27 protein-coding genes and 1 tRNA gene are annotated in these 21810 nt (G+C 49.8%); 24 read left to right on the top strand and 4 right to left on the bottom strand.

Annotated elements, in window-relative coordinates:
- Nucleotides 1-237 precede the first annotated feature (237 nt).
- The 4 genes from HUF18_RS00900 (at nt 238) to HUF18_RS00885 (ending at nt 2175) form a co-directional block, all read left to right on the top strand.
- The gene (locus HUF18_RS00900; RefSeq protein ID WP_225690783.1) at nt 238-522 is read left to right on the top strand and encodes a type II toxin-antitoxin system TacA family antitoxin; all 285 of its coding nucleotides are present in this window, start codon (nt 238-240) and stop codon (nt 520-522) included.
- Entirely contained in the window at nt 519-1016 is a 498-nt protein-coding gene (locus HUF18_RS00895) for a GNAT family N-acetyltransferase (RefSeq protein WP_225690782.1), read from the top strand. Before HUF18_RS00900 ends, HUF18_RS00895 begins: the two co-directional genes overlap by 4 nt.
- A 150-nt stretch (nt 1017-1166) precedes the next feature.
- Nucleotides 1167-1316: a hypothetical protein gene (locus tag HUF18_RS00890; protein ID WP_225690781.1), complete on the top strand. Its 150-nt coding sequence runs from the start codon at nt 1167-1169 to the stop codon at nt 1314-1316.
- A 145-nt stretch (nt 1317-1461) separates the two neighbouring features.
- Entirely contained in the window at nt 1462-2175 is a 714-nt protein-coding gene (locus HUF18_RS00885; protein ID WP_225690780.1) for a hypothetical protein, read from the top strand.
- Between the two features lie 47 nt (nt 2176-2222).
- Here HUF18_RS00885 and HUF18_RS00880 read toward each other — a convergent pair whose 3' ends face one another.
- Nucleotides 2223-2624 (bottom strand): hypothetical protein, encoded by a 402-nt coding sequence (locus HUF18_RS00880; RefSeq protein ID WP_225690779.1) that lies wholly within the window; start codon nt 2622-2624, stop codon nt 2223-2225.
- A 155-nt stretch (nt 2625-2779) separates the two neighbouring features.
- Here HUF18_RS00880 and HUF18_RS00875 point away from each other — a divergent pair, with 155 nt between their 5' ends.
- From HUF18_RS00875 to HUF18_RS19745, 12 genes are all read left to right on the top strand, one after another.
- Nucleotides 2780-3370: a hypothetical protein gene (locus HUF18_RS00875; RefSeq protein ID WP_225690778.1), complete on the top strand. Its 591-nt coding sequence runs from the start codon at nt 2780-2782 to the stop codon at nt 3368-3370.
- Nucleotides 3371-3860: 490 nt separating this feature from the next.
- Nucleotides 3861-4139, top strand: coding sequence for a hypothetical protein (locus HUF18_RS00870; RefSeq protein ID WP_225690777.1), 279 nt, complete (start codon nt 3861-3863; stop codon nt 4137-4139).
- 77 nt (nt 4140-4216) lie between these two features.
- Complete coding sequence (locus HUF18_RS00865; protein ID WP_225690775.1) at nt 4217-4489, top strand: hypothetical protein; 273 nt, start codon at nt 4217-4219, stop codon at nt 4487-4489.
- Nucleotides 4490-4559: 70 nt separating this feature from the next.
- Nucleotides 4560-4871 carry a hypothetical protein gene (locus HUF18_RS00860; protein ID WP_225690774.1) on the top strand — a complete coding sequence of 104 codons (312 nt, stop codon included), beginning with the start codon at nt 4560-4562 and terminating at the stop codon, nt 4869-4871.
- The gene (locus HUF18_RS00855) at nt 4872-5105 is read left to right on the top strand and encodes a hypothetical protein (RefSeq protein WP_225690773.1); all 234 of its coding nucleotides are present in this window, start codon (nt 4872-4874) and stop codon (nt 5103-5105) included.
- Nucleotides 5106-5133: 28 nt separating this feature from the next.
- On the top strand, nt 5134-5358 hold the full coding sequence (locus HUF18_RS00850) for a hypothetical protein (RefSeq protein WP_225690772.1): 225 nt from the start codon (nt 5134-5136) through the stop codon (nt 5356-5358).
- Nucleotides 5359-5504: 146 nt separating this feature from the next.
- Nucleotides 5505-6824: a hypothetical protein gene (locus tag HUF18_RS00845; protein ID WP_225690771.1), complete on the top strand. Its 1320-nt coding sequence runs from the start codon at nt 5505-5507 to the stop codon at nt 6822-6824.
- Entirely contained in the window at nt 6821-7204 is a 384-nt protein-coding gene (locus HUF18_RS00840; protein ID WP_225690770.1) for a DUF2523 family protein, read from the top strand. The genes HUF18_RS00845 and HUF18_RS00840 overlap by 4 nt, the downstream gene beginning before the upstream one ends.
- Nucleotides 7204-8364: a zonular occludens toxin family protein gene (locus HUF18_RS00835; RefSeq protein ID WP_225690769.1), complete on the top strand. Its 1161-nt coding sequence runs from the start codon at nt 7204-7206 to the stop codon at nt 8362-8364. Before HUF18_RS00840 ends, HUF18_RS00835 begins: the two co-directional genes overlap by 1 nt.
- Before the next feature lie 380 nt (nt 8365-8744).
- Nucleotides 8745-10049, top strand: a complete 1305-nt coding sequence (locus tag HUF18_RS00830) for a hypothetical protein (RefSeq protein ID WP_225690767.1) — start codon at nt 8745-8747, stop codon at nt 10047-10049.
- A gap of 9 nt (nt 10050-10058) precedes the next feature.
- Nucleotides 10059-10265 carry a helix-turn-helix domain-containing protein gene (locus HUF18_RS00825; RefSeq protein WP_225690765.1) on the top strand — a complete coding sequence of 69 codons (207 nt, stop codon included), beginning with the start codon at nt 10059-10061 and terminating at the stop codon, nt 10263-10265.
- A 3-nt stretch (nt 10266-10268) separates the two neighbouring features.
- Nucleotides 10269-11378 carry a phage integrase Arm DNA-binding domain-containing protein gene (locus HUF18_RS19745; protein WP_225690763.1) on the top strand — a complete coding sequence of 370 codons (1110 nt, stop codon included), beginning with the start codon at nt 10269-10271 and terminating at the stop codon, nt 11376-11378.
- Nucleotides 11379-11483: 105 nt separating this feature from the next.
- On the opposite strand, the gene HUF18_RS00815 is transcribed toward HUF18_RS19745, so the two are convergent.
- Together HUF18_RS00815 and HUF18_RS00810 are read right to left on the bottom strand one after the other, a co-directional pair.
- Nucleotides 11484-11560: transfer RNA gene (locus tag HUF18_RS00815), tRNA-Val, on the bottom strand.
- Between the two features lie 153 nt (nt 11561-11713).
- Nucleotides 11714-12676, bottom strand: a complete 963-nt coding sequence (locus tag HUF18_RS00810; RefSeq protein ID WP_225690762.1) for a GGDEF domain-containing protein — start codon at nt 12674-12676, stop codon at nt 11714-11716.
- Here HUF18_RS00810 and HUF18_RS00805 point away from each other — a divergent pair.
- Entirely contained in the window at nt 12675-12902 is a 228-nt protein-coding gene (locus HUF18_RS00805) for a hypothetical protein (protein WP_225690761.1), read from the top strand. The two genes, HUF18_RS00810 and HUF18_RS00805, sit on opposite strands and share 2 nt — an antisense overlap.
- 6 nt (nt 12903-12908) lie before the next feature.
- Here HUF18_RS00805 and HUF18_RS00800 read toward each other — a convergent pair whose 3' ends face one another.
- A complete protein-coding gene (locus HUF18_RS00800) occupies nt 12909-13778 on the bottom strand; it encodes a sterol desaturase family protein (protein ID WP_225690760.1) in 870 nt (289 codons plus the stop codon).
- 180 nt (nt 13779-13958) lie between these two features.
- Here HUF18_RS00800 and HUF18_RS00795 point away from each other — a divergent pair, with 180 nt between their 5' ends.
- The 7 genes from HUF18_RS00795 to pheT all read left to right on the top strand — a co-directional run bounded on the left by HUF18_RS00795 (nt 13959) and on the right by pheT (nt 21810).
- Entirely contained in the window at nt 13959-14954 is a 996-nt protein-coding gene (locus tag HUF18_RS00795) for an AraC family transcriptional regulator (protein ID WP_225690759.1), read from the top strand.
- A 115-nt stretch (nt 14955-15069) separates the two neighbouring features.
- Entirely contained in the window at nt 15070-17001 is a 1932-nt protein-coding gene (gene thrS / locus HUF18_RS00790; RefSeq protein ID WP_145470285.1) for a threonine--tRNA ligase, read from the top strand.
- Nucleotides 16998-17546, top strand: coding sequence for a translation initiation factor IF-3 (gene infC / locus HUF18_RS00785; RefSeq protein ID WP_145470286.1), 549 nt, complete (start codon nt 16998-17000; stop codon nt 17544-17546). Before thrS ends, infC begins: the two co-directional genes overlap by 4 nt.
- Nucleotides 17547-17676: 130 nt before the next feature.
- Nucleotides 17677-17871 carry a 50S ribosomal protein L35 gene (gene rpmI / locus HUF18_RS00780; RefSeq protein WP_145470287.1) on the top strand — a complete coding sequence of 65 codons (195 nt, stop codon included), beginning with the start codon at nt 17677-17679 and terminating at the stop codon, nt 17869-17871.
- 21 nt (nt 17872-17892) lie between these two features.
- Nucleotides 17893-18246 (top strand): 50S ribosomal protein L20, encoded by a 354-nt coding sequence (gene rplT, locus HUF18_RS00775; protein ID WP_145470288.1) that lies wholly within the window; start codon nt 17893-17895, stop codon nt 18244-18246.
- Between the two features lie 139 nt (nt 18247-18385).
- On the top strand, nt 18386-19390 hold the full coding sequence (pheS, locus tag HUF18_RS00770; protein WP_225690758.1) for a phenylalanine--tRNA ligase subunit alpha: 1005 nt from the start codon (nt 18386-18388) through the stop codon (nt 19388-19390).
- A gap of 26 nt (nt 19391-19416) precedes the next feature.
- Entirely contained in the window at nt 19417-21810 is a 2394-nt protein-coding gene (pheT, locus tag HUF18_RS00765; protein ID WP_225690757.1) for a phenylalanine--tRNA ligase subunit beta, read from the top strand.

Genomic DNA, 21810 nt, shown 5'->3' with positions numbered 1-21810 from the left:
CTAGCCAGATTCGAACTGGCGACCTCTACCATGTCAAAAAGATGGCCTAATAAGGCTATCTGTATGATTTTAAATGGTTTTTCGTATCTGTAACGGTGTACCGTATTGTTCAGATACAACCGTTTTATACTGCTTTTATCGCTGGCTTCTTACTGTATATTCCTTTAACTTCTTTTGCTGGTAGGCACCAAAATGACGTACAATTGGTGTCTAGTGTTAAACCTCAGGAGTGTAGCCATGAGTGCTGTACAACATATCAAAGATGAACGTATCAACCTCCGTCTGAAAAATCAGGCCAAGGCGGTGCTTGAGCGTGCGGCAAGCCTTGAGGGTAAAACGGTCAGCTCTTTTATTCTGGCAAGTGCTCTGCAACAGGCAGAACAGACCATCGCTGAACACGAAGTGATGGAACTGAATGCTCAGGATGCCCGTGCCTTTTTCGAAGCTCTGGGGTCTGTAAAAGCCAACGACAAGCTGAAAGCTGCCTTTGCTGCTCATGATCGTCGTGTGACCAGCAGATGACAGAACTGATTATCGAAGAACTGAATGGCGGCCATAATAGGCCGTCTTTTGTATGTGGCAATCCATCCCTTGATACCTACCTCAAACGCCAGGCCAGTCAGGATGTAAAGCGCAGTATTGCCCGTGTATATGTGGCGACAAAGCCGGATAACGAGTCCGACATTGTTGGCTACTACACACTCAGTACCCTGTCTGTTGATCTGTCTGCCTTGCCTTCTGACCTGCTGAAAAAGCTCCCCAGACACCCACTACCGACAGCATTAATCGGACGACTTGCAGTCTCTGAACAGAGTCAGGGGCAGGGGATTGGCGCTCTTCTGCTTGTTGATGCTATTAAACGAACCATCGCAGTGAGTTTAAGCATTGGTATTTATGCCGTGGTGGTCGATGCCATTGACGATAATGCCGCAGCCTTCTATCAAAAATTCGGTTTTATCAGACTGGCAAAAGACGACAACCGTTGGTTCCTTCCATTGAGTGCCTTTGCTAGTTGATCGGGCTTATAGTTACTGCTTTAGTTCTTTAGTACCACATTTGATCGATTGGCCTTTGATTCCTTTACGTCGCTGTTACTTTCTCTGGGTATCGACAAAATTGTTATTTTGTCTTTGCATTCGATAATCAATACCTTTTAGGAGAATGAAATGGCAGTTAAACATACACCGACTAATGAAGTTCATAAGGGCGTCAAAGGCGGAAAGACCGGTTGTGGTTTTGATACCAATGAAAACCCAAGTCACTGGGTTAGCAGTAATGAGCGTATTACTTGCGATAAAAATGGATGTAAAAACTAAGCTCTTGTAAAACGTTGTGCAGATGCCTGTTGTACGGGTTTATGTCGTCCCGGTAGGTATTTCTTTGGTCTCTTTTCTCCTTCGTCTTAAGGGGATACTATTGTTCAGACTGTTGCGATAGATGGTAGTTATAAAGGTTTCTGTTATGTTTTTAATATTGGCGCTTGTGTTGTTTTTGGTGTCACTCGCAACTGGTCTTTTGTTGTGCGGTTTTGAGTTGCCAGCGGTTCTTCAGGTTGTGAGTTCTATATCGGTTGCATCTGGTGCAATACTTGCCTTTAACACTTATCGAGTTAATTCTCTTGATAAGGCTTCTGAGGAATATTTAAAAGAATATAAAAATTTACTTGAAAGATCTTACGAGCTTTTTACTCAGAACGGCGACTGTCCAATAGAAAATGATCGCTTGTTGTGGCTGACCACTGCTCGAATGTTGGTTCGTGCTAAAAATATAAAGGCAAAAATCGTAAGAAAAGCTTATCAGTCTATTGCTGACGAATATAACGAGTATTATCGATTTAAATATTATGCCCTTTTGTTGGATAATGAGAGGCACTTTGTGCTAAGTTACTTTTGTCCTGATTCTTTGTACGAATCATCGTCTATTGATATTAAGTCAATTGCTGTAATATTTGATTTTGCTTCGTGGAAGGCAGAATCCGACCCTCTTGATTCTGTGGATGATATTAAGTTGTTTTCTTCTTCTAGTGGAATAGTGCCAGTAGGTTTTTCTGGACTATATAAATATCTCCGTATGAATAAAGGATACTGGAATAAGATTGAGGAAAAGGCGAAGAAAGCATCGAAAGACGGTCAGTTGCCTATGCATATTAAAGTTGCTAATGATGATTCTGGTTAGATTCTACTTTTTAGTTTCGCATACTTTGTTTTGTAATGCCCTTTCTGTTAGGAGGGGGTCATACTCACAAGTAACCACAAACAATTTTGCGACATTGCTACTATCTCTTCCGGTCTTCTTTTTTTAATTATACTTGTATATTCCTCCGTTTCTTCCTCTGCATTCTCTTTTTCTATCTGGTCGTAACCGTCGAATATCCCACGAAATACCTTGGCGTATTGCTTATTTTGTTCAGCATTCTGTTCCAGAAAATCCAGATCATCTAATTTGTATTCAATGGCTGCTTCGAACATTTCGCCGTATTGTCTGTGTGTCTCTGCACAGACCAGAATTTGAGAGGGGATGGTTTGGAAGTCGGTCAGTTTTACATCACCTGCTATTTCTTTAGTACAGGCTGACAGAAGGGTCGTTAATAGTAGGGGGATGGTAATATTTTTTGTGTGAAACATTTTAAAAGTCCTTTTTAAATGTCTTTTCAAGCCTTTAGGCTTGCTCCTTTGACACACCTGCGGTTAGTCCATCCTTCTACAGGTTTACATGCCTTTTTCGACTGTAGGCACAATAGTTTGTTATAGTATGCCCTATATCGACAAAGGGATGTGTCATGCGTAATTTCTTGTTCGCAGTGCTCTTACTAAGCAACTTTGTTAAGGCAGAAGATAGTTCTTTAGCTGGGGCTTTTCAATCTGACCGGCCAGTATCTCCGCTGGCTTCTGCTTTTGGTTCCTACATGAAGTTCACCCGCTCCGTGATCTTGGATGATTACTTTGAGAAGGTCGGATACCACCTGAAGTCTGTAGTCATCCAGTATGAGGGGCAGGGTGTTCCTTTTGATTTCCAGCTTTGGCGTATTCGGCCAAAATCTGTTTGTGCGACTTATCAAGCGGATATATTGAAATATTCAGAGTGTAGTCAGGCGGCTGCTCAGTTATTCAGAAATGCCTGTTATTCAGAGTCTTTTGACCAGTTGCCAAAAGCCAGGGCGGGAAGAGTGCGCAGTATGTTTTGTCATGCGGCTTCTTCTTATAAAGCGATTGTTGCAAAGATGCAGCCGGCTCATGAGCCGACTGACCTAGAAAAGGCTAGGTCAGCATGTAATGGTGCAATTGCCATTGTGATGGGTGATCCGACTCCCGCGAATCAGTCTGCAAGGGATAAAGCTTGCGAAGAGTATAACCAGCTCAAGTCTCGCTAATTTCTAGCCGCTACAGCTTCCACCTGTCTGCGGCTTTTTTGCGATTAGCCAACCTCGGGGGTTGGCTTTAAGCTTGTTTGTGCCCGTTTGGTCATAGGGCTGATCTGGCCCGCTTCCGGTATTTCTTTACCAGTTGTTATCCAGAGTGCGTACTCTGGGAAAAGACTCAAAACAGCGTCAAGTTCTGACGTCCTCATTACCTTCCTTTGTTTTATGTTTCTCCATCGTGTCGCTTCTATGCCCGTTTTTTCTTCTAACCAAGGGGCCGTCATCCTTTCTTCTGCAAACAGAATCAAAAACCTATCAATACTGGAATCCATATAGATAAATACAATTAAATCATTATGATTAATTAGTTGATCATAATGATTAATTCTCCTAAAGTTCTGTTGTCAGGGTGTTGCAGCACCCGCTTAAAAGTTCGTAACCGCCCAAGCTATCGGAAAGCGTACCAGCCGTAAAGCGCTGATAGGTGGGCAAGGAGCCAGCAATGGACGCTTTAACTACTCAGGCCATACAGCCACCAATCCCCACACAAGGGGAGTTGCTCTCAATTTCTCCTGCGGTCGTCATTCAGGAATACGTGAATGCCGAACGTGACCAGTGCTGCCATTTGGCAGAAGTGGCACTCCGCTATCTGATCTTTCAGATCATTACCGACAAGCCGAACGAAGAAATAAAACGCTTCGCTAACCAGATTCGTCTTGATCTGAACGACGAGCGTCAACAACGAGCGCGTGAACGCATTCTGAGCTTTGCAGCCTCCTGAATTTTATTCCTGACCCCGTTAATCCTGCGCGGGGATCAGGTCATCAGAGCAGGACGAATTGAATGAGGATTTTCAAAATGGAATATGAAATGTCTGTGTATGTTCTCGGTGCCAGTAGTATTGAGTATCCGGAAGGCCAGTTTATTAACAATATCTTTACATTATTGCCGCCTTCCACTTCTGAATTGGCTAACTCCCGTGGATATCGTTCCTCCCGCATATCGTGTGAAAAGTCGGTTCTGAATTCGCTTCCGGCAGATATTTCTGACTACCCCAAAGTAGTAACCGTCATAGCTGTTAACCGCTCTAAACGCGGTGAATCTGTACCTCATATTTTGTCAGTCAAGTAATTGCTTTCCTGATCCCGTTAATCCTGCGCGGGGTCAGTTCATCAAAGCAGGAAACACAGAGGAAATTATCATGGCAACAATTAGCGAACGTACCGTTTTTGGCTTTAAGAAAACCATTGTTGATGGGGTGGTGTATGCCTCTATCTACGTGGGCTTTCAAACAGACGAAACTGATCATGCTGAAGGCATGGGCGGTTATCAGATCACCCGTATGTCTTGCGACCCTCATGTCTGCGATGCACTCGACCCACGGGCAGCGTATCCAATCAATGTCCGGCTTTCAGTTCGGCAAAAAATCAAATCCGGAACAATGACAGAGTTTGCGCTGAAGGTACTGCCGGATGCGTCTGCACCGGCTCCAGCTCCGAAGAAGACAGCGTAAATGAAAATCCTGATTTGTGATCAGCCAGTGATTGATGGCTCTGGCTATGTCCAGTGCGCCGCCTGGCAGATGGCTGATTATGAATCGCTCGCACAGATGTCGGATTTTAACCAGCTGGTTGACCTGCTGCGTTTTGATCCGGCGCTGTTCGCAATGATTACTGGTGGTCTGTTGCTCTCGTTTATCGGTGCTCATGTTGCCGGTGTCATTGTGAAAACTTTAAACCGCACTTAGTGCAAACCATTAAATCAGGGGAAACCTTATGAAAAAAATCACTCAACGCCTGAATGCATCCGCTCGCCGTGCTGCGTTCGTAATCACCGGCACTGTTGCCAGCTCTGCTGCATTTGCGGATACCGCGACGGACATCACTGATGCCTTTACTGCTGGTGAGACCAACTATCAGCTTGCTGTAGGCGGTCTGATTGGTCTGGCAGCCATCGGTGTGGCTGTTGGCTTCATCATCAGCATGCTGCGTCGTTCGTAATCATGCTGGTAACTGTCCTGCTCTGTTTAGCAGTGCACAGCTCGTTTGTATTCGGGTACTACACGGGCAGGATCAGTTAAGCGACTGGGCGTCGTTAAGGGCCGGTTATCCGGCCTTTTCTTTGGCTAATATTCCGGGTCGTTGATATGAAATACCTATTTTTATTGCTCGCTTTATTTTCTGCTGATGCTTTTTCGGGGCTGTCAGTTCAATGTCCTTATGGTTATAGAGGGGCTTATCCTCGTTATTTCAATATGACACAGGAAAATTGCGCTATTTCTCTTTCAAGTAGGGTGAATCCTGCTGAGTGTCGTGAGTCGGGCGATCTAGGTAATGCGGGGACTTGGATTCTTTTTGAAGTATTACCTAAAGACTGCGCTTCAACTCCATCTGATGATTCTAGTGAAGATGGATGTTATGCTGATGAATTGAATAATCCGGCCGGCACTTGTTCCGGTGAAGAGAATAAGGAATGTACTTCATCGAACGGCACCGTTTATTTCATCGAAAAATCAAAAAGTTGTTCTGATTATTGTCCAGGTTCTGGTTCAAATATCGAAGGCAAAATAGGTCCTGGAACTATTCATAAGTGTGATGGGCCTTACTCCGATCCGAATACCCATGCTGAAAATTCTTGTTTAAGTTATTTATCTCAGAATCCGGGTGGCATGTGTCGCGCTGCATCAGATGATCCTGCGACCTCTGGTGATGAATCAAAAAACTGTTATGAATATTCTGCGGGTGGCTCTGTAGAATTTATTTTCACATCTTGTCGTAACCTCGGTGGGGACGATACAGATAACAATCCCGGCACAGACCCCGGCACAGACCCCGGCACAGACCCCGGCACAGACCCCGGCACAGACCCCGGCACAGATCCCGGCACAGATCCCGGTACAGATCCCGGTACAGATCCCGTCGAAGACTGTGCTGATGAGGTTCAGAATTTTCAGTGCCCAACTGAACAGGGCTATAAAGTCATTGTTCAGGATGCTGCTACTTGCTCTCTGCTTTGCCAGCCTCCCTCTACTGATCCAACAGACCCAACAGGGCCCGGAACGGGTGATGGCGGCGATTCTGGCGGCGGCGATACCGGTGGTGATGGCGGCGGCACCACCGATCCTACAGATCCGGGGACGGGTGGCGGCGGTACCGGTGGCGATAACCCAACGGGTGACCCTCTGGGTATCGATAACTTCTCAAGTCTTAAAGAAAAAGTCGCCGCTAAAAAGGGCGAGTATTTCGACAAGCTGGAAGAATATCAGGATCGCTTTTCAGACTTACTGAAGCTGAACAACAACAGCTCAGGCAGCCCATTTGGCAGCAATAAACTGAACATATTTGGCGTCGATATTGAATTCGGCACCATACGTTTTCAGCCGTTCCTAGATTTCTTACCCGCATTAATTCTATTCATGGCTTCTGTTTATGCAGCATTTATTCTGCTTGGGGGGATGCGTAAATGATTCGCTATATTCCACTGTTTTTATTATTGGCTATTCCGGTTTCCGGCTGGGCTGCTGATTCAGGATCAGCTGTTGAAACCTTATCTATGTATGACTCGCTGTTCACCACCGAATCTTATACGTGGATTGATACCGTGTTTGAAAGGGTGGCTGCCTGGCTGATTCTCTGGTGGCTGGAAATCAAACTGTTTGCAGTTGCTTTTAGCTATGACATTGCAGTTCATCTGGTGCAGCAGCTGGGTATCGTTAATCAGATAAAAAGCACCATGTCTGGTCTCAATCAGCAGGTGTACGCCTTTCTTGATTACCTCAATGTGCTTGAAGCATTAAATATTGTGCTGTCAGCCCATGCTGCACGTCTGGTTCTGGGGATCATGTAATGACTGCCGTTATTCATCATGGGCCACCGGGATCATATAAAAGCTTTTCCATTGTGCAGAACGTCGTCATTCCTGCATTGCAGCAGGGGCGGACAGTCTGCACAAATATCCGTGGTCTTGACGATATCGAACGTATCAAGTCAGCAATGGCGATTGATGTGCCGGCAGAAGCTCGCCTGATCGCTATCAAACATGATAGCGATGAAGGCTTTGAGTACATGGCTAAGTTCTTTCAGTGGGCACCACCGGGCGCTCTGATCGTAATGGATGAAGGCCAGCGGGTTTACCCAACGCGTTTAAAAACACTGGCAGTATTCGATACGCCAGACTCCGAAAAAGAAACCCTAGACAGTGGTGCTCAGCGTCCCTGTACAGTCGAAAATGCTTTCGACCAGCACCGGCACATGAACTGGGATATTTATATCAGCACCACCAATATCGGAAAAATACACAAAGAAGTGCGGGCGGTTGCGGAATACGCATACCGCCATCGTGAAATGTCCGGCGTCGTGCCGTGGTGGAAAAACTCATGGCGGGAATTCAAACATGATGCAGAAACCAGCGGAAAATCCGTTAGTCACTATATCGGAACCCCAGTCCGTAGAAAGGCAGACCCCAGAGTCTTCGAGTGCTACCAATCAACAGCAACAGGGCAAGCTAAAGGGTCTAGCGAAAATAAAAGTATTTTTGCTGATCCAAAGCTACGAGTACTGCTCGGATTTATTGCATGTGTTGTTGTCTGGTTTTTCTACAATCTGGCTAAAGTTGTTGACCGCTATTCGGACAGTGAGCCTGTACCTGCTCCGCAAGGTATCCCGCATTTTTCTGATGCTCCTGATCATGTACCTGATGGCCGGGGCGATGCGTCTGATCCTGAGACTGTTAGTGGTTTAAAAACAGAAACCATTGATATTGTTCAGGGGCGAAAAATCTACTACACCGGCACGTTTAATCTGCACCACTTCAGCCTCGTGTCAGATGACGACTATATCAGCCTGACATCAGATGATTTCAAAGCAGCAGGGTATGAGGTTCAAAAGCTATCCCGCTGTCTCGTCCGTATTGCATTACCGCGAATTACCTATTTTGCACTGTGCTCACCTGAGCCTATAGAACAAGCCCCTGAGCCTGTTATTGCCCAAGTACTACCGGGCGGATAACTCCTTCCTGATTAACCAAGGCTCGCGCCTTTGGAGCGCCTGCCGGGGGTATGGGGGCGGTAGCGCCCCATGATTAACCGAAATAATGAACCGAAAAATTCCAGAAATGGCGGAGCATGAAAATATGCGAATCAATGTATTAGCAGTGACTGAAACGCAACAGGAGGCCGTGTGGGGTCTTCAAAATGTTTTGTGTGGTTCAGCACCAGCATCTGGTGCTGAAGCTGCTCCAATGCTCTGGCGCGCCCAGCTGGGCGACGCAGCGAACAGCGCACTAGATCCAGCTGGGCGCTAGCCATTGGGCTGCGCCATAAGCTGCTGTAACACTTATATTAAAAGGGGGGTAAATCCTCCCACATGCTTCATAAAAGGATTTTTCCATGCGTTATGAATCAAAACCAATGAAACGAATCGGTGATGTTTTTGAGAACCAAAATTCAACCGTATCTTATGACCTGTCCGGTCTTCGTTTTTTGCATTGTGGTGTGGATACCATCAAGCAGCTTTTTGACTGTGTTCCTCGTGAAGATGTGCTTGAGAAACTGGCTAACCATTACGACAACAAGAAAACAGACCTGATTGTATTTGGTGAGCATGCATGGCGATTTTCTCGTGCCGGTAAAACCTCCGGTTACCAGTACCTGCTGAAAAACTTAGAAATTGGCTTCGTTGTGTTGTTAAAAAGCTTCTATCACGAAGCAGACAAACAAGGTCCACACCTCAAAATCGAAGTCACCCCCGAATCTGTCGAACGATACGGCCTGAACCGACTCACCAAAGAATTGCACACTGTAGGCTCATTGTTCGCTGACTCCCTGATTGCCTCCGGGGTTGCTGTTCACATGGCTTTAGATATGAAAGGGCTTGAACTGCCTGAAGACTTTGAGCAACGGCTTGTTACGCGCGCACAGCGACAACTCAAGGTGACGGGTATATCCAATGCGGCCTATGACGCGCGTGGTGCAGCCTTTATTTACGGACAGAATCAAACATACATGTTTGGCAGTGCATCAGGTCTGCAATTCTGCTGTTACGACAAAACAGAAGAAGCCAATCACTCAGACAAAATCGACTTCTGGGAGGATATCTGGAAGAGAACCCCGGGTGCAGAGAACCCAGAAGACACCGAATACAAGCGGGGTGATCAAGTTCACCGGGTAGAATTCCGGTTCTCTCACAGAATCATCAAAGAGTTTGAGAACGGCAACCTTCTGAAAACCGGCGAATATATCTGTATTCGTGAACCACGTGACCTAACAAAGCATCTGCGCGGTCTTTGGCTGTATGCCCTCAATAACTTCCGTCTCCAGCATTCCACCACATACATGCATCCCATCTGGCAGAAGCTGATTGAAGACATACAGTGGCAGGACATTCACCCAGACTTTGTGTACTCCCGTGCTCAGAAAATTGCCCAGACAGACACCAGTAAGCGGAACGTTGCCATGTTCATCGGTAACTATTTAAAGCTGGCGGCCCGAAAGGGCCTTAAACCGGAAGTCTGTGTAAAACACATCCTGAGCGCCGGGCTTGATAGTGATGTCGCCCAATATTTCGGCCTGCTTCTCTACGGCAACTCATCAGAGCTTGAATCCATGCTTATGGAATTCGTAGAAGAAAAACTCATTTTCCACCGGATGAATGGTGTAGGTACCAATCAATCCATTAATGCCGTTCCGTTTTAGGAGGATTCCATGGGGTTAAACACTCAGCTCATGTCCCTGTCTGAATGGCGGGAAAAGCGTTTCGTTGGTAAGCCTCCCAGCACATCAACGGTTCATCGTTGGATCAAAAATGGTGATCTACCCGCCAAGCGTATCGGTGGCATGTGGTTTGTGATCATCAGCGAAGAACAGAACACTACCGGCGATTCTCTGGTAGATGCGGTACTGCAGGCGTAACCAGTGGCGAGACAGAGAACCAAGGCAAACAGCGATCTACCCGAAAACCTGTACCGTTACGGAAGGGACAACCAATACTTCCGGTACCGGCACCCGCAAACCGGGAAAATGCATGGCATGGGGTCAGACAAGATCAAGGCGATTGCAGCAGCTAAAAAGCTCAATCACATCCTGATGAAACCCTCTGATCTTGTTCGGGCTGTACTGGATAGCAGTCATGAGTCATTCGCTAACTGCATTCGACGTTATCAGGAAGAACGTCAACCGCTGGAGTCACTGAAACCGGCAACCGTTAAGCTGGAAAACTACCGGCTCAATGCACTAAGCAAAGACCTTGGGCATTACCTCGCAGATGACCTGACCGTTAAAGCCTGTGCTGAGTGGTTGGATGGGTTCAAAGGCAATGCCTATACAAAGCATCGGGGAACGCTGATTAAAGTCTGTACATTCGCAGTATCAAAGGGGTTGATGCGGGTGAATGTAGGGCTTAACACAATGACTGCTCCGCGACTCACAGAGAAGAAGCGCAGACGGCCGCTTAGCAAAGAATGGTATGACCTGATTTATCAAGGCGCGCCAGAATGGCTACAGGTTGCCATGGCATTGGCTCTGGTGACACTTCAGCGCCGCGGTGATTTGGTGCTTGCAAGGTTTAACGATATTGAAGGCGATAGATTAAAAATCATTCAGGCAAAAACCGAACAGCATGGCCATCGTGCCTTTCTGAAAATCCAGATAGGGGAAAGCCTTGCCGGCATCATTGAGCGATCACAGCAAATCAAACCCCTAAACTGTCCATTTATTGTCCACCGGCTACCGGCCAGACGCATTCCGTTTGATGGTCAGGAGCATCACGGACAGGTTCAGGGTGATTACCTTGGGAAGACATTTCAGAAAGTGCGGGATCAGATACCGGTCTTTAAAGAAATGGAACCAGAAGAACGTCCGACATTTCATGAGATACGGGCTTTGGGTGGTGCTCTCTATTTAAGGCAGGGATTCAGCAAAGAGTATGTGAATCTGCTCATGGGTCACACAACTCAGAAGATGACAGACGACTACACAGACAGACATCAGCAATGGACAGAATGTGCTGCTGAACTGGTGTTTTAGAGGTTAGGGAAGTACTGGATATTGATAGTCTGTTGATACTATTTTGATACCAGACCCCAGAAACAAAAACAGCCGCTTATAAGCGACTGATTTGTAAGGTAATTCTGGTAGGACTAGCCAGATTCGAACTGGCGACCTCTACCATGTCAAGGTAGCGCTCTAACCAACTGAGCTATAGTCCTGGAGTGGCGCGTATATTAACGATGCCTTTTCATAGGTGCAAGTGCTTTTCGCCATCGGTTAATGAATTTCTGTCTGATAAGTGCTTGAAAAACAATCACCTGCGCAGTGGTTCTGCGTTCGCAAAGGATGGGGTGGCGTTGCCGGTGGTGGGGTTAAGGTTTGCTGATCTGATGTGACGATATGCGGTTACGGCCAAGTTTTTTGGAAAGGTAAAGCTGCTCATCAGCAGTGTTCAGCAGGTCAGCCAGCGTCATATCGTCGCAATGCTCGCAGCTGCTTATACCAAAGCTTGCCTGAACATTAATGTCCATGCCGTTGATGGGTAATACGTCATCGGTCAGTGCTTGCCGGATGCGCTCTGCCAGGATACGTGCCTGCGGCATATCGGTCTGTGGCAGCAGGATGGCAAATTCTTCGCCACCAATGCGGGCCAGAATATCCGCATTTCTCACGGTGGCTTCAGCCAGCGTCGCAACCCGCTGCAAAACGGCATCACCGGCACTGTGTCCCCAGGTATCATTGATCTGCTTAAAGTGATCCAGATCGAACATAATGATCGAGGTTGGACGGCTGAAACGCAGGGCTTCTTTAAGAACCTGTTCGCCCAGTTTAAAAAAGGCGCGGCGGTTATTCAGCCGGGTCAGGGCATCGGTGCCGGCCAGATATTCAGCTTCGCGGCGGGCTGCTTCCAGTTCCTGCTCCATACGTTTGCGGTCGGAAATATCGGTTGCAATTTCAATACGCACCAGGCGGCCGTCGACCCAGCGGATGGCTTCATCGCGACACTGATACCAGTGCTTGTTCTGAGTGTTCTGGAATTCCCAGACGTATACCCCCGTTGGCTGTTGATGCTCATCCACCAGTTTGTGATTGGTGCAGAACGCACAGGGGCCTTGCTGATCTTTCTGCAGATATTCCCAGCAGCGTTTGTTACCGGGTTCGCCCCATTTCTGGCGGGCATAATCGTTGATAAACAGCAGCTCATGGGTCGACATGTCGGCGACATAAATCAGCGCATCAAGGCTGTTCAGAACGGTGACAACGGCAGAGTCCTGGGCCGCTTGCTGTACTGCGTCCGGTGGAGTATTTGCGGTTGTGTCAGGAGGCTTAGTCATGTCGGAAATGTTGGCCAGTATATCGGTGAGCTTAGACTGCTCTGCTGAGTGCAGCAATGACTGCTGCGGAATTTCGCTCTGTCTTGATTTGCAGCAATGGCGGGAGGAGGTTATGAATTTTTCTGATGATTTTATCAGTGTGTGTGCTGGTGCGGTTTTCTTTGTTGTTGGTGTATTTTCTGGTGCAGTTGCTGGCGTAGTTAAGGACGCCAGCAGGCGTCCTTAAATATAATTATTTTAACCCGTTGCGGCTGCCGTATTGCTGCTGCGCCCAGTCGGGATGCTTATACAGAATCCGCAGGTCTTTATAACGCCAGACATCGCGGAACATATCCACCCAGTCGTGCACTTGCAGGTAGAAAGGGTTGTAAGGTTTTGCCGGCATACGGGTTACGCCGTACTTAATTTCGCCGGCGTCATCTTCTGCCCGGAAAGTACCGAATATTTTGTCCCAGAAGATAAAAATACCGCCGAAGTTGGTATCAATCTGCTTCGGGTTGCTGCCGTGATGCACGCGGTGGTGTGACGGGGTATTCATAAATTTTTCCAGCCAGCCCAGCTTGCGCACCTGCTCGGTGTGCAGGAAAAACTGATAAACAAGATTGCCTTCAATCGCGAGCAGAACCCAGTTTTTATCAAAGCCAATCAGCGCCGCCGGAATCCACCAGAACAACCAGGAGCCGGACAGGGCAAAGGTAAAGTTCTGGCGCAGCGCAGTGGAGAAATTCATATGTTCAGACGAATGATGGGTAACGTGCACATTCCAGAACCAGCGCACTTTGTGCATCAGTACATGGTTGATGTAAAAGCAGAAGTCGATAAACACAATCAGCGCCAACACGCTGAAAAATGACAATTCCGGATTCCATTGCAGGCCATAGTTGTACACCCACAGATAGAACGCCTGAATAAACAAAGCAATGGCGATGCCGTCGACCAGCTTGTAGGAAAAACCGGTGGTCAGGTTGGCGAGGGTTTCGCGCGCATGGTAAATGCCGGTTTTACCCTGACGGCGGGCATACCAGTATTCCGCCAGCATAACGCCAAGAAACAGACCGCCAAAGGCAACGACGAAAAACAGGGCGTGCAGAACATCTTGCATGCGTGACTCCTTATTATTGTTTTAGGCCTCTACTTTAGGACTTGGCTGGAATGCTGAATTGACATTTGCTGTCTTTATTTTGACAATTCCTGCCATCTTACGGGTGTGGGCGATATGATGTTGCCGTTGTGCGTATGGATGTTGGGCTGATGAGGACGTTGGGTCGATGGAGAAACAGGTATGACAATGCTGGCGCAGCTGCAGGTCAGTGGTGATCTGGCCGGTCTGGCGCGCTGTTTTCTTGAGCAGGAGGACGATACCCGCTGCGACCTGTATGCCTATCTGCAGGGCTTTACCGCCGATAGTCGCATCAGCTTCAGCCAGTGGTGGGAGCTGCTTGAGCGTTTGCAGCAGCGTTATCCGCAGCGTCATATCGGCCTGGAGCTGGGTTTGCTGGTGCGGCCGGAGTTTGTCGGCGTGCTGGGTTATCTGTTGCTGTCGAGTGAAACGGTGGCTGACGCTCTGCAGGGGTTTCAGCGTTATCAGCGGCTGCTGCACGATGGCGACCGGGCAACGGCCAGCCTGCAGGATGGTTGTCTGCGTCTGAGCTGGAGTACCGACTATGGCCCGTCATCACGATTGTCGGATGAGGTGTTGGTGGTGGGTATGCTCACCTTTATCCGTCAGATGACGGCGCGAGCCGATTTAAGCCCGCAGACGGTGCACTTTTCCTTTGCCGAGCCGGCCGATACCGGACCCTATCGTCAGACGCTGGGGTGTGAGGTGCTGTTTCAGCAGGCGCAAACTGCCATTCTGATCCGGCCGGAATATCTGGCGTTGCCGGTCAATAACCACAATGCCGGCTTAAAGCAATTGCTGGAGCAGCAGGCCCAGGCATTAATGGATGTGCTGCCGCAGAGCGAAAGCTTTGTGCAGAGTCTGCGTACGGCGCTGCTGAAAGCCTTACAGAGTGGCGAACCAACCTCGCGTACAGTTGCCCGCTTGCTGCATCTTTCCGAGCGCACATTATTCCGTCGTCTGGAAGAGCACCAGCTGGCCTTTAAAGAGGTGCTGGCGCAAACGCGTATGCAGCTGGCGAAAGAATATCTGAGTGAAGGCCGCCTGACGCACAGCGAAATTGCGTTGCTGCTGGGCTATTCCGAGCAGAGCGCCTTCAGCCGGGCGTTTAAGCGTGAAAGCGGATTATCGCCGCGCCAGTGGCTGCACCGGAGCTGAGGTTGCTGGTGTGATAAAACCCGCGGTTTACAGCACGCGGCGCGGTCTGTAGAGTACGTCCTCTTTTTTTATTCATGTGGCCTGTCGTGGGGGCCACCACTGACAAGGATCTGATATGCCTGTTATTACCCTTCCTGATGGTTCCAAACGCGAATTTGCCCAGCCGGTAACACTGCTGCAGGTGGCCGAAGATATTGGCCCCGGTCTGGCAAAAGCAACGGTGTGTGGCCGTATTAATGGCCAGCTGGTGGACGCCTGTGAACTGATCACCGAAGACGCAAATATCACGCTGATCACCGGTCGCGATGAAGAAGGTCTGGAAGTTATCCGCCACTCCTTTGCGCACCTGGTCGGACATGCGGTAAAGCAGCTGTACCCAACAGCAAAAATGGCAATCGGTCCTGTTATCGATAACGGCTTTTATTACGACATCGAGTTTGAACGTCCTTTTACTCCGGAAGACGTAACCGCCATCGAAAAACGTGTTGGTGAGCTGATCAAGAAAGACTACGAAGTCATCAAGAAAATGACGCCGATTAAAGAAGCGCGTCGTGTTTTCGTTGACCGTGGCGAAGACTACAAAGTTGAGCTGATTGACGACCTGATTCAGAAAGGTGAAGAGGCCGTTGGTCTGTATCATCACGAAGAATACATCGACATGTGTCGTGGCCCGCACGTGCCGAATACCCGTGTTATGCGTGTATTTAAGCTGATGCGTGTTTCCGGTGCTTACTGGCGTGGTGACTCGCAGAACAAACAGCTGCAGCGTATTTACGGTACTGCCTGGAACGACAAAAAAGATCTGAAGGCCTACATCACCCGTATCGAAGAAGCGGAAAAACGCGATCACCGTAAGCTGGCCAAGCAGCTGGATCTGTTCCACCTGCAGGAAGAAGCGCCGGGTATGGTGTTCTGGCACCCGAATGGCTGGACTATGTGGCAGGTACTGGAACAGTACATGCGCAAAGTGCAGCAGGACGCCGGCTATCAGGAAATCAAAACACCGCAGGTCGTTGACCGCTCGCTGTGGGAAAAATCCGGCCACTGGGAACATTATGGCGATGCCATGTTCACCACTGAGTCCGAGAAGCGTACTTACGCGGTTAAACCGATGAACTGCCCGTGTCATATTCAGGTGTTCAATCAGGGGCTGAAGAGCTACCGCGATCTGCCGCTGCGTCTGGCGGAATTCGGTTCCTGTCACCGTAACGAGCCGTCCGGTGCGCTGCACGGCATTATGCGTGTGCGTGGCTTTACCCAGGACGATGCGCACATCTTTGTGTCGGAAAAGCAGATCCGTCAAGAAGCCTCTGACTTCATCAAGCTGACTCTGGCCGTTTACAAAGACTTCGGCTTCGATGCGGTTGAGATGAAGCTGTCCACCCGTCCGGAAGGCCGTATTGGTGATGATGCACTGTGGGATCAGGCCGAAGCGGCACTGGAAGACGCGCTCAACGATGCGGGTCTGGAATGGGAGTTGCAGCCGGGTGAAGGTGCTTTCTATGGCCCTAAAATTGAATTCTCACTGCGTGATTGCTTAAACCGCGTCTGGCAGTGTGGTACTGTGCAGCTCGATTTCATGCTGCCGGAGCGTCTTGGTGCTCAGTACGTCGATGAAGACGGCGAGCGTAAAACACCCGTGATGCTGCACCGGGCGATTCTGGGCTCTTTCGAACGCTTTATCGGAATTCTGATCGAGCACTATGCGGGTGCGATGCCGCCATGGCTGGCACCGCAGCAGGTATCGGTTCTCAATATCACCGACAATCAGGGTGAATATTGTCAGAATCTGGCCCAAAACCTGAAATCAAAAGGCTTCCGGGCCGTTGCGGACTTGAGAAACGAGAAGATCGGCTTTAAAATCCGCGAGCACACTTTGCACAAGGTACCCTACCTGTTGGTTGTAGGGGATAAAGAAGTAGAAGCAAACACCGTCGCTGTGCGTACCCGTAAAGGTGAAGACCTGGGTGTAATGAGCATCGATGCCTTTATAGAACTCTTAGAAGGCAGCATTGCACAGCGCGGACGGTTTGGAATGGAGAACTGATCATCAGACGCGATAACAGAAAGGGCGGCCGTCAAGACAATCGAGCTGCCATTAACGATCAAATTCGTGCAACCGAGGTACGTTTGATCGGCGCCGATGGAAGCCAGGTTGGTATCGTCAGTATTGAAGACGCTTTGCGTATGGCGGAAGAAGCAGCCCTGGATCTGGTACAGATTTCAGATGGCGATCCGATCGTATGTAAGGTGATGGACTTCGGTAAGAAGCTTTACGAAGAGAAGAAGCAAAAAGCCGAAGCCAAAAAACGCCAGCATCAGGTCCAGATTAAGGAAATGAAGTTCCGTCCGGGCACTGAAGAAGGTGATTATCAGATTAAATTACGTAATCTGACACGTTTCCTTGAGGGTGGTGATAAAGCGAAAGTGTCTCTGCGCTTCCGCGGTCGTGAGATGGCTCACCAGCATATCGGGATGGAGTTGATGAAACGCATTGAAGAGGACCTGAAGGAACTCGGCACTGTGGAACAACACCCGAAAATGGAAGGCCGTCAAATGGTGATGGTCATCGCCCCGGGTAAGAAGAAGTAGTCTGGTTCCTAAATGAATCACATAACCCCGGCTCAGTGCCGGGTTTATGCGTTCTACCGACTGCTCATTATGGCAGGTGTTATACAGGGTCTTAGTTTCTGTATGCACCATAACCTTTTGGAGTAACACAATGCCTAAAATCAAAACTAAGAGCGGCGCAGCCAAGCGCTTCAAGAAGACCGCGAACGGCTTCAAACACCGTTGTGCGTTCCGTAGTCACATCCTGACCAAAAAGAGCACCAAGCGTAAGCGTCATCTGCGCGGTATGTCTCAGGTTCACGCCTCTGACGTTAAGCTGGTAGCACGCATGCTGCCTAATCTTTAATCGGTATTCAGGAGATAAACTATGGCTCGTGTAAAACGTGGTGTGATCGCTCGTCGTCGTCACAAGAAAATTCTGAAGCAGGCTAAAGGTTATTACGGTGCGCGTAGCCGTGTATTCCGTGTAGCTAAACAAGCTGTGATCAAAGCTGGTCAGTATGCTTACCGCGACCGTCGTCAGCGTAAGCGTCAGTTCCGTCAGCTGTGGATCGCGCGTATCAACGCCGGTGCACGTACTAACGGTCTGTCTTACAGCAAGTTCATCAACGGCCTGAAAAAAGCCGCTGTTGAAATTGACCGTAAAGTACTGGCTGATCTGGCGGTTAACGAAAAAGCAGCGTTTGCGGCTCTGGTTGAAAAAGCCAAGTCCAGCCTGTAATTTCACCGCTTAGCCGGAAAACGGTAATGGTCAGTGTGTAAGCTCTGACCAACGCCTGCGAAATAGGGGATGAGCTTAGGTAATCTAGGTGATTCCCCTATTTTTTTGTCAATCTGACGTCAATTGATGGATAGCAACGATGGAAAACCTTGAGGCCCTGACACAGCAAGCCCTGGCCGCCGTAAGTGAAGCGCAAGATGTAGCGGTGCTGGATCAGGTACGGGTTCAATTTCTGGGCAAAAAAGGGGAAATCACTTCCCTGATGAAAAACCTTGGCAGCGTGGCGCCGGAAGATCGTCCGAAAATGGGTGCGATCATCAACGAAGCCAAAGACCAGGTTGAGAATGCAATCAGCCAGCGTAAACAGCTGCTGGAAAGTGCCGCTCTGGATGCCAAGCTGGCCGCTGAAACCATCGACATTACTCTGCCGGGCAGAGCAATGCAGGAAGGCAGTCTGCATCCTGTTACCCGCACCATCGAACGTATCGAATCCTTTTTTGCCGGTGCCGGCTTCCAGGTGATGGAAGGTCCGGAAATCGAAGACGAATTCCATAACTTCGAAGCGCTGAATATTCCGTCGCACCACCCGGCGCGTGCTATGCACGACACCTTTTATTTTGACGCCGGACGTCTGCTGCGTACCCATACCTCGCCGGTACAGGTGCGCACCATGGAAGCCCAGCAACCACCGCTGCGTATTATCTGCCCGGGCCGTGTTTACCGCTGCGATTACGATCAGACCCACTCCCCGATGTTCCACCAGATGGAAGGGTTACTGGTTGATAAGGGCGTCAGCTTCGCCGACCTGAAAGGCATTCTGCAGGAATTTATGGCCGCCTTCTTTGAGAAAGACATCAAGGTGCGCCTGCGTCCGTCGTATTTCCCGTTTACCGAACCCTCTGCGGAAATCGACATTGAATGGGTGATTGAAACCCCGGAAGGCACCAAAACCCGCTGGCTGGAAATTGGCGGCTGCGGCATGGTGCACCCGGAGGTATTCCGCCATGTAGGCATCGATCCGGAAGAGTACACCGGCTTTGCCTTTGGTATGGGAATGGAGCGTATGGCGATGCTGCGTTACGGCGTTAACGACCTGCGTCTGTTCTTCGAAAATGATCTGCGCTTCCTGCAGCAGTTCCGTTAATCGCTTATTACAGGATTTAGTACAACATGAAATTCAGCGAACAATGGTTACGCGAGTGGGTGCAGCCGGCTGTCAGCACTGAAGAACTGGCCGCCCAGGTAACGATGGCAGGCCTCGAAGTTGACGGCGTAGAAGCCGTTGCCGGTATGTTCTCCGGCGTTGTGGTGGGCCAGGTGGTCAGCCGTGAACAACACCCGGATGCCGATAAGCTCAGTCTGTGTCAGGTGACCGATGGCAATGAAACCTTCCAGATTGTCTGTGGTGCGGCGAACGTCCGTACCGGCCTGAAGATCCCGCTGGCGAAAATCGGCGCGGTGCTTCCCGGCGACTTTAAAATCAAAAAAGCCAAACTGCGCGGTGTCGAATCTTTCGGCATGTTGTGTGCCGAAGCCGAGCTGGGTATGGCCGAAAGCTCCGATGGTCTGATGGAGTTACCGGAAGATGCACCGGTTGGCGCCGATTTCCGCGAATACATGAACCTCGACGATGCCATCATCGAAGTGGATCTGACCCCGAACCGCGCTGACTGTCTGAGTATGGCCGGTCTCGCACGTGAAGTGGGTGTACTGAACAAAGCCGATCTGACCGAGCTGGTCGTTAACGCTGTAGCTCCCGCTATTGATGACAAGCCAGCCATCGAAGTTTCGGCAGCCGAGCAGTGCCCGCGTTATCTGGGTCGTATCGTCAAAGGCGTCAACGTAAAAGCCGCTACCCCTTTGTGGATGGTGGAAAAACTGCGTCGTGGCGGTATCCGCTCCATTGATCCGGTGGTTGATGTTACCAACTACGTGATGCTGGAGCTGGGTCAGCCGATGCACGCTTTCGATCTGAAACAGATTGACGGCGGCATCCGTGTGCGTATGGCAGAACAGGGCGAAAAACTGACGCTGCTCGATGGCCAGGACGTTGAACTGAACGCCGATACCCTGGTGATTGCCGACCACGCCAAGCCGCTGGCCATTGCCGGCATTATGGGTGGTGAGCACTCCGGTGTGGCGGACGATACTCAGGATCTGCTGCTCGAAGCGGCCTTCTTCGCGCCGCTGGCGATTGCCGGCCGTGCCCGTAACTATGGCCTGCATACCGATTCTTCCCACCGCTTTGAGCGTGGCGTGGATTACAACCTGGCGGCCAAAGCCATGGAACGTGCGACGGCATTGCTGCTGGAGATCTGCGGTGGTCAGCCAGGCCCTGTGGTGGAAGTGGCGAGTGAAGCGCATCTGCCGAAAGCACCGACTATTCATCTGCGTCGTGCCCGTGCCGAGCTGATTCTGGGCCTGAAACTGGCCGATAGCGAGATTGAAGACATCCTCACCCGTCTGGGTATGCAACTGACTGCGACCGATGATGGCTGGGATGTGGTTGCACCAAGCTACCGCTTCGATATGGCGATTGAATCCGACCTGATCGAAGAACTGGCTCGTATCTACGGTTACGAGCGTCTGCCGGTGCGTCTGCCAAGTGCGGCCTCGCCGCTGGCGCGCGTGGCTGAAAACCGCCTGAGTATGGGTGATCTGCGTCGTCATCTGGTGGCGCGCGGTTATCAGGAAGCTATTACCTACAGCTTTGTTGAACCTCAGCTGCAGAAATCCATGGACCCTGAACATGCACCGATTGCACTGCTGAACCCGATTTCGGCAGAAATGTCGGTAATGCGTACCGATCTGCTCGCCGGTCTGGTACAGGCCGTCAGCTACAACCTCAAACGTCAGCAGCCGCGTGTGCGTCTGTTCGAAACCGGCCTGCGCTTTGTGCCACAGGCCGATGGTCAGCTGGATCAGATTCCGACCCTGGCCTTCGCCCTGACCGGTAACCGCCTGCCGCAGTCCTGGGCTGATACCGATGCCGGCGTCGATTTCTTTGATGCCAAAGGCGATGTGGAATCTCTGCTGGCACGTACCGGTCAGCTGAGCCGCTACCGTTTTGTTGCGGCAAGCCATCCGGCACTGCATCCGGGCCAGACTGCACGCATCGAAAAGCTCGACGCGGACGGTCAGTGGCAGGAAGTTGGCGTAATGGGTGCGCTGCATCCGAGCCTGCAGAAGCCTCTGGGCGTTAAGCAGGCGCTGTATCTGGTGCAGCTGGATCTGGCGGCTGTGCGTGAGATTGCGATTCCGGATTTCTCCGAACTGTCGAAGTTCCCGGAAATGCGCCGCGATCTGGCTCTGGTGGTCGCTCAGGATGTGCAGGTTGATCAGGTTTTACAGGCAATCCGTGCGAAAGCAGGGGATTACCTGACAAAGCTCAACCTGTTTGATGTGTATGTCGGCAAAGGCATTGATCCAGATAGAAAAAGTCTGGCTTTGGGGTTGACCTGGCAGCATCCTTCGCGCACATTAACTGATGAAGAAGTGAACGATTCTGTTTCATCAGTACTGGCTCATCTTGAAGAGAGTCTGGGAGCAACGCTAAGGGGTTAG

It is taken from the genome of Thalassolituus sp. ST750PaO-4, assembly GCF_020320405.1.
In the GTDB taxonomy this organism is placed as follows: domain Bacteria; phylum Pseudomonadota; class Gammaproteobacteria; order Pseudomonadales; family Oceanobacteraceae; genus Venatoribacter; species Venatoribacter alkanivorans.
The sequence above is the reverse complement of the archived record's forward strand: the minus strand, read 5'-3'. Positions and strand labels throughout refer to the sequence as shown.